The organism is Bradyrhizobium sp. DOA1, assembly GCF_001593325.1.
Taxonomy (GTDB): domain Bacteria; phylum Pseudomonadota; class Alphaproteobacteria; order Rhizobiales; family Xanthobacteraceae; genus Bradyrhizobium.
Window position 1 is genome coordinate 7,000,552 of the sequence record NZ_JXJM01000001.1, and the last position, 6,295, is coordinate 7,006,846.

Annotated in this window: 2 protein-coding genes; both read right to left on the bottom strand. The window is 67.8% G+C overall.

Translation table 11 applies throughout. The annotated features are described in order from the left end of the window. Positions 1-11 precede the first annotated feature (11 nt). Complete coding sequence (gene addA / locus SE91_RS32475; RefSeq protein WP_061850550.1) at positions 12-3,521, bottom strand: double-strand break repair helicase AddA; 3,510 nt, start codon at positions 3,519-3,521, stop codon at positions 12-14. Next, on the bottom strand, positions 3,515-6,295 hold a 2,781-nt coding region (gene addB / locus SE91_RS32480), incomplete at its 5' end, for a double-strand break repair protein AddB (RefSeq protein WP_061850551.1). The genes addA and addB, both read right to left, overlap by 7 nt.

Genomic DNA, 6,295 nt, shown 5'->3' on the forward strand with positions numbered 1-6,295 from the left:
ATGGGGTGAACCTATGAACGGCTCCTTGCCGGGTCAAGGACGCTCACCCCGAGATGAAGGGATGCCAGCGCCGCGTCCAGCGCGGGGGCCGAAATCTCCATATATTCAAGGGTCTCGGTCCAGAGCAGGGCGGCTCTGACAGGCTTTTGGGGATAAAGCCGCGACAGCACCGCCTGGTACAGCGCAAGCTGCCGGACATAGGCCGCGGGTGCTTCGGTCGCGCTCTTGGGCGCCGCCTGGTTGGTCTTGAAGTCGACGATCAGGACCTCGTCGGGGCGGACGACCAGCCGGTCGATCTGCCCGGATACCAGCGCCGGCGGCCGGCCCGGCCGTTCCAGTTTGCCTGCGATGGCGACCTCCGCCCGGCTGCCGGGGCCGAAGACCGGGGCGAAACGCGGCTCGGTGATCAGGGCGAGCACCTTGTCGGCGAGTGCAGTGCGGTCGGCGTCCGGCCAGTCCGAGGCGTTGCGCGCCATGAAGCCCAGCGCGGCCTCGCGGCGACGCTCGCTGGCGATGTCGGGCAGGGATTGCAGCAACCGGTGCACCAGCGTGCCGCGTTGCAGCGCGAGCGCGCGGGACTGGACCGACTCGCCCGACCGCACCGCACGCCCCTCCTCGGCAGGCTGGCCGGAGGGACGCACAGGATCATCGTCGGCGATCTCGCGCGGGGCCGGCAGACGCAGCCAATCGGGCAGGGCGATGGTCTGGCTGACGGACGTCGCCGGCGTGCCGAGCGCTGCGACATCCTCGGGACGGGCGAATCGCGTCACCTTGCCGAGCGGCGTCTCGATCACCTGCTTGTCGAGGCCCGAGCCTTTGAGTCCGGTGTCGACCAGATCGTACCAGCTCAGCTTGCGCACCGTCCTCATGTTGCCGGGCATGCAGCCGCCGACGATCAGGCGGTCGGCGGCGCGCGTCATCGCGACATAGAGCAGGCGGCGGTATTCGTCCTCGGTCTCCTCGAGCATCGCCTTGCGCGCATCGGCGACGGGCTTGGGATCGTCGGCCTTGCGGCCGGCCCAGACCACGACCTCGTCGCCATTGCCGCGCGGCACGTGGATCAGCCGCAGCCGCTGCGAATCCGCGGGCGAGGAGGTGGTATCGACCATGAACACGACCGAGGCCTCCAGGCCCTTGGCACCGTGCACGGTCATCACCCGCACCTCGTCGCGCGAGATCTCCATGTCGCGCTTCACCTCGGTGTCAGCCGAGCGCAGCCAGGCCATGAAGCCCTGCAGCGAGGCCGGCGCCTTGCGCTCGTAGTTCAGCGCCAGCTCCAGGAATTCGTCGAGCGCGTCATTGGCTTCATGGCCGAGCCGGCGCAGGATGCGCGCGCGCCCGCCATCGCCGCCGAGCAGCCAGGCATAGAATGCGAACGGCGTCTCCTCGCGCGCGCGCATCTCACAGGCTTCCAGCCGCCGCAATGCCGTGGCGAACTTTTCGCTTGTGCCAGCATGTTCGCCGAGCGCGCGGCGCAGCGAGCCCTTGCGGTCATGGGCAAGCGTGAACAGGTCGTCGTCGTCGAGTCCGAACAACGGGCTCTTCAGCGCCACCGCCAGCGCGAGATCGTCCTGCGGCAGCAGCAGCGCGTCGGCAAGGTTCATCAGGTCGATGATGGCGATATGCTCGGTGAGCTTGAGGCGGTCGGCGCCGGCGACCGGCACGCCCGCGTGCTTCAGCGCCTGGATCACGGCATCGAACGCATTGCCGCGCCGGCGCACCAGGATCAGCATGTCGCCATAGCGCAGGGGACGGCGCTCGCCTTCGTGGCCGGTCAGCGTGCCGCTCTCGACCAGCCGCTTGATCTCGGCCTGGATGCGGCGCGCGAGCTTTACTTCCGGGCTGGTGACGGCGACGCCGTCGAACGGAGCGCGCCAGCCTTCGATGTCCTGCCGCTCGTCGGCTTCCGCTAGATCCCACAGCTCGATGACGCTCGGCCCGGCATCGGCGAGCGCATTGTGCAGGGGATGACCGATTTCGACCGAATGGATGCTCTTGTAGATCTGGGGATCGCGGAAAACGTGGTCGACCGAGTGCAGGATCGTCGCGCCCGAGCGGAATGAATAGGTGAAGGCGACGGGATCGAACTTCAGCCCCGCCGCGGTGAACTTGCGGTGCAACTCGCGCCGGCGCGCATCGAACTCGTGGGGAGCGGCGCCCTGAAACGAGAAGATCGACTGCTTTTCGTCGCCGACCGCAAACACCGTGCGGTTCAGCCCTTCGCGCGCGCCTTCTCCGGCTGTGAATTCCGAGATGATGTGTGCGACGATATCCCATTGCCGCGGGCTGGTGTCCTGGGCCTCGTCGATCAGGACGTGATCGACGCCGCGGTCGAGCTTGTAGTGCACCCAGCCCGAAGCGATGCGATTGAGCATCGCCAGCGTCTTGTCGATCAGATCGTCGTAGTCGAGCAGCCCGCGCTCCTGCTTCTCGCGGCGGTAGTTTGCGGCAGCGGCGGTCGCGATGTGCAGCAGGGCTGCGGTACGGTCGCGAACCGTCACGGCGCGACGCTTCTCGATCAACCCTGCAAGGCGCTGCGCCTCGGCTTCGAACAGGCGGGCCACCGACGGATTGTGATCGCAGAACTTCTTGGTCAGCACCGCCTTGCGCGGCAGCTTGTCGTCGGTGAGGAAGACGCAGAGATAGGCATCGACCTGCGCGCCGCCGGAAAACACCTTGGCCTCGCGCAGCCGGCCAGCCTGGTCGTTGTCGGACTTGCTGCCGTCCTCCAGCGCAAAGGCGATGTCGTCCCAGCGCGATCGCGGCAGGAACGGGCCATCCAGGATTTCCGTCTCGACGTCCTCGATGCGATCGCTCACGTCAACGCCGAGCACCGCAGCCATCTGCGCCGCGGCCGCTTCCGCATTGCCGGCCTCGTCGGTCCAGGCCATGAAATGGTCGCGGCTGAGACACGCCTCGCGCACGACCTCCTTGAAGGTGACGTCGGCGGCGCTCGCCATCGCGGTCAGCAGCGCGCGGCCGGTGACGCTGTCAGGATCGCGCGCGGCCTCCAGCAACACCTTCAGATTGGCGCGCTCCATCATGTCAGTCTGGTCGCGCTCGTCGATCACGGCAAAGCGCGCGGGAACATTGGCCTCGAATGGGAACTGCTGCAGCAGGCGCGTGCACAGCGCATGGATGGTCTGCACCTTCAGGCCGCCGGGCGTCTCCAGCGCGCAGGCGAACAGTTTTCGCGCGTCGCGTCGCAGCTTCGCGCCGGGATGCGGGATGCCGACCGCGCGGATCGCGGCATCGAGCGCGGTGTCATCCAGCGTCACCCAATGACCAAGCGTGGTGAATACGCGCTCGGCCATATTGGCGGCGGCGGCCTTGGTGAAGGTGATGCAGAGGATCTTCTCCGGCGGCACGCCCGACAGCAACAGGCGGATCACCCGCTGCACCAGCACATGGGTCTTGCCCGAGCCGGCATTGGCGGACACGAAAGCCGAGGCGGTCGGATCGGACGCGCGCGCCTGTCGCGCGCGCACCTCATCGGGAATCGGGCGGGGTGCCTTCACCATTCCTCGATCCCCAATCCGCCAGCCGCAGACCATTCCTTGATACGCGCGAGGTCGTCATAGGCGCCGTAGCGATTCGTCCACATCGGCAGGTTCAGCGAGGTATAGGGCTGGTTCTCGTCCTCGAAGGCGCGGATCAGCGCTTCCAGTTTTGCGCGCGCTTCCGCGGCGGCTGTGTCCGGCGGCTGCGGTTCGTCGCCTGGCTTGTATTTGAGCTCGAGGATTCGTTCTTCGCCCGGTGGGTTGTTGCCGCTGAGGCGGACATAGACGAGCTGGCTCACGGATGAGCCGGCGTCGATATCAGGGAAGCCGCCTTCGCGCAGGATCGCGGCTTCCAGCGTCAGCTGCGGCGACAGGCCCATGCGGACCTGCTTGCCTGTCGGCGGCTGCCCGGTCTTGTAGTCGAGGATGGCGTAGCCGCCGCCCTGGCGACGCTCGATGCGGTCGGCGCGCGCGGAGAGACGGAAGCTGCGCTGATGATCGAGCTTGATCGAGATCTCGCCATGAGTCTCGGCCGTGATGGCCTCGATCGCATAGCGCCTTGCCGTCTCCCATTCGCCGAACCAGCGCGCGATGCGCTGGAAGCGCGGCCACCACAGCGCTCGCGCCTCGGGGCGCTCCATCAGCGGGGCGAAATATTTCTCACCGATTGTGCGCAGCACGCGCGCGGGATCGTCGGGCAGGCGAGCGGCGTAAGTTTCGGTGAATTCACCGAGTGCATCGTGGATCGCCGAGCCGCGGTCGGCCGCGGACAGCGGCATGTCGACAGGATCGAGCGCATCGAGCCGCAGAATGTGCCTCGCGTAGATCGTGTAGGGATCGCGCAGCCAATCCTCGATCGCGGTGACTGACATTCTCAGTGGCCGCGTTGTGCGCGGCGGCCGCGGCTCCGGCTGCTTGATCGGCTTGACCTCCGTGGGCTGGTCCAGCGCGGCGGCGAACTGCACATATGTCTCGCCGGCGCGAATCGCCGCCTTCCAGAGCTCGTTGCCGGCAACGGCCTCTAGCCGATGCAGGAAGCGCGAGGCGACCGCGGGCGCGCCGCCGGCCTTGGCGGAATGGGTCAGGATCACCTCGCCGCCGCCGAGCAGCTGCGCGAAGTCGTGCGCGGAAAGGCCGATGCGGCGCTCCGGCAGATCGAGGCCGAGCTCGTGCCGCATCGGCCGGCTGAGCCAGGGATCAATGCGCGGCGCCGGCGGCCAGACGCCCTCGATCAGGCCGCCGACGATGATGCGGTCGGCCTGCATCAGGCGCGATTCCAGGGGGCCGTAGATCTGCAAGCGGGCGCCCGGCCTGTCCTGCCGCCGCACCGCGCGATCGCTGAACGCGGTCTGGAAGACATCCGCGTAATCGGGCAGGGGCACCATCAATCCGCTAGTCGTGCCGCCGCGCAGGAGATCGTCGAAGGCACTCGCGAGTGCCAGGCCTTCGCGTTCCTCGAACGCTAGCGAAAAGCCGTGCTCGTCGCGCGACAGCTCGATCATGAGCTCGCGATGCCTGTGCGCAAGCTCGGCGAAGTCGTACGGCTTCGATGCCGCCAAGCTCTCGATCGGTGCCAAGGCTTTTTGCAAGGCATCGATCAGCGACTGGACGCGATCGAGGTCCTCGGCCTTGAGCCGCGCACGGGGCTCGGCCCTGTGGAGCGCGGATGTCTCACTGCGCCACAGCTTTGCCAGCTCGTCGCGGAAGCGGTTGAATTCGCGGAGCAGGCCGGCCGTGCCTGCGGGCGGGCGTGTGCCGCGCAACACCGCGAGCTCCAGTCCCTCGATCGCGGCCTTCCATCCGCCAGGCGGCCGGCTGAGCCGGCACAGCGGATGTTTCAGCATCGCCAGCAGCGTCGGCGGCTCCAGGCCCTTGGTCGCGGCCTCCGCGGTGAGCCGGGCAAACACCCCGGCGGACGTTTCCATCAGTACGTCGCCGCCCGAATCATCAAAGGCGAGGTCCCATCGGGTCAGTGCGGCCATCACCCGACGCGCCAGCGCGCGGTCGGGCGTCACCAGCGCCGCCGTTTTGTCGAGATGCCGCGCCTCGCGCATGGCGATGGCGATGGCGAGCGCTTCCATTTCAGGATTGGGAGCTTCGACGACCTTGAGGTTCGTCATGCCCGCGGCGATCTTTGCGGTGACGTCCGGCTGCTTCAGCCGATCGTGCCAGACTTCCGTCTTGGCCGAGGGCCGCATCGATTCCGAGGCGAGCAGGTCGCGGCCGCCTTCGGCCCGCGGCTGCAGAATCTCGACGTCGCTGCGCTTGATGCCGAAGCGATCCAGCAGCGCATTCATGGCGTATTGCGGATGGTTCGAGGCCGGATGCTCCACGAATTTGCCGAGCGCATCGCGCACGCCGCCGATGCTGCGCCAGGCGTCGTCGTCGAGATCGGTGTCGAGCCCCGGCAGCACCACCGCGCCATGCGGCAGCGATGCGACCGCATGAAGGAATTTTGCGGTCGCAGGCATCGAGCCGGTCGAACCGGCCGCGATCACGGGACCACCAGGATGCGCGATCAGCCGTTTGGCTTCCGCCGCGATCAGCAGATCGCGCCGCGCCGCCGGCTCAATGCGGTTGATCTCGGCGAGATGGCCAGGCCACGCGATGCGTGCGATGCGCAGGAATTCCAGCGAGTGTTGCCAGTAGCGGTCGAGGTTGTCAGGCACGAGCCCGTCGAGCGCGCTCCAGTCGACGCCGCGCGTGACCATGTCGTCGATCAGGCGCGCGAGATCGGACGCCAGCGCCAGCGTCGAGGCGGGACCGCCGACCACCAGCGGCGACAGCACCGGACC